Source organism: Paenibacillus ginsengihumi DSM 21568 (assembly GCF_000380965.1).
GTDB classification, from domain to species: domain Bacteria; phylum Bacillota; class Bacilli; order Paenibacillales; family NBRC-103111; genus Paenibacillus_G; species Paenibacillus_G ginsengihumi.
Genome location: NZ_KB905683.1, coordinates 1 through 1,649 on the forward strand (window position 1 = coordinate 1; position 1,649 = coordinate 1,649).

General features: G+C 50.0%; 1 protein-coding gene. It reads left to right on the forward strand.

Translation table 11 applies throughout. The features are described 5' to 3' along the window. The first annotated feature begins 115 nt into the window (after window positions 1-115). The gene (locus tag F591_RS31110; RefSeq protein ID WP_083935638.1) at window positions 116-1,453 is read left to right on the forward strand and encodes an IS1380 family transposase; all 1,338 of its coding nucleotides are present in this window, start codon (window positions 116-118) and stop codon (window positions 1,451-1,453) included. Window positions 1,454-1,649 lie beyond the last annotated feature (196 nt).

The following is a 1,649-nucleotide window of genomic DNA, read 5'->3' on the forward strand; positions in this document are numbered from 1 at the left end:
CCTGAATCCGTGATCTTTAAAATCAAAATAGTGAGATAAAGAAAGGAAATCAATGATCGATGGAGAAATAGTAGGATATTCGTTAGATTCCAACTATCACCATCGAGGTGCATTGATGAAAATCCAATTTGTACGATCCAAAGAGCTCATTCTAACCACTCACGCGGGGCTGGCTACAGTCGGCGCTCTGCTTGCTCATACAAAGTTAACGAAACGATTAAATCATACCGTTATTAAGGATTTTGAACATCCGTTTCACTCCCACGCGGATGTGATGAAAAGCTACTTGGGTCTGCTTTGTCAGGGCAAGAGCGACTTTGATCACATCGAACCCTTCCGCAAAGATGATGTCTTTTCCATTTGCATGCAGTTGAATAAGGTTCCGTCCAGTCCTACCCTCCGCCAGCGCTTGGATGCTGCTGCTTCGTCCGAGAAAGCGGACTGGAACCGGATCTTGCTGGAGGAATCTGCCGACCTCCTGCGTCGGATCCAGGCTCCGTTGACCGGTCTGCTTGCAGGCGAAGAAAGCTATATCCCGCTTGATCTGGATGTTTCCCCCTTCGACAATTCGGGTACCAAGAAGGAAGGTGTATCCCGTACCTACAAAGGGACAGACGGCTATGCCCCCATCTTCGCCTACCTCGGCCAGGAAGGGTATGGCATCAACGTGGAGCTGCGGGAAGGCAGCGTGCATTGCCAAAAAGAAACGGATGTCTTCCTGGAACAAAGCATTCGGTACGCTCGGCGTGTCACCGACGGCAAGCTGCTCGTCCGGATGGATGCGGGAAATGACAGTCTGGACAACTTGCATGTCTGCCACCGGCATCCGGACACCGATTACATCATCAAGGTCAACCTGCGCAAATCGCCAAAAGAAACATGGCTTTCCATCGCAAAAACAAAGGGAATCGCATGCCAGCAGCGGGAAGGCAAAATCGAATATGTTGGCGCTATCGAGTTTGCCCAAAAAGGGTTCGAACACAACCTGCGGCAAGTCTTTCACGTCATCGAACGGACGATGGATCCAGATGGTCAACTGCTCCTCGTTCCCGAGATTGAGGTGCATGTGTACTGGACATCCCTGCGTTGTGCGCCTTGGCGTGTGATTGAACTCTATCGCGACCATGGAACAAGCGAGCAATTTCACAGCGAAATCAAGACCGATCTGGATCTGGAACGCCTTCCGGCCGGGAAATTCGCAACGAATGATCTGGTGCTGCACGCGGGAGTCTTTGCGTACAATCTCTTGCGCATCATGGGTCAAGAAAGCCTCCGTGAAGACGATGCGCCCATCCGCGGCCATGTGAAACGCAGACGGATTCGCACGGTAATCCAGAACATCATCTACATGGCGGCACGATTTGTCCGTCATGCAGGCAGAATCGCTCTTAACTATGGCAGCAACAGTCCTTGGTTTCTCACCGCAAGACGCATCTACCAAGCATTTGTTTAAAAAGCGACGGGCCGTTCGTAAAAAATGGAATACCTGCAAAAAGACAGGCTTATTTGGCATGCCTAAAAACGAATGAGGCAGACTGAAAGGCACAAAATGATCATTCGATATTAGTCCCTGTTCCTGATAAACCACCAAAGAAATCCACAAAATACCAAATCAGCAACTCGGGCTAAAGCAAGGTCACGGATTCAGG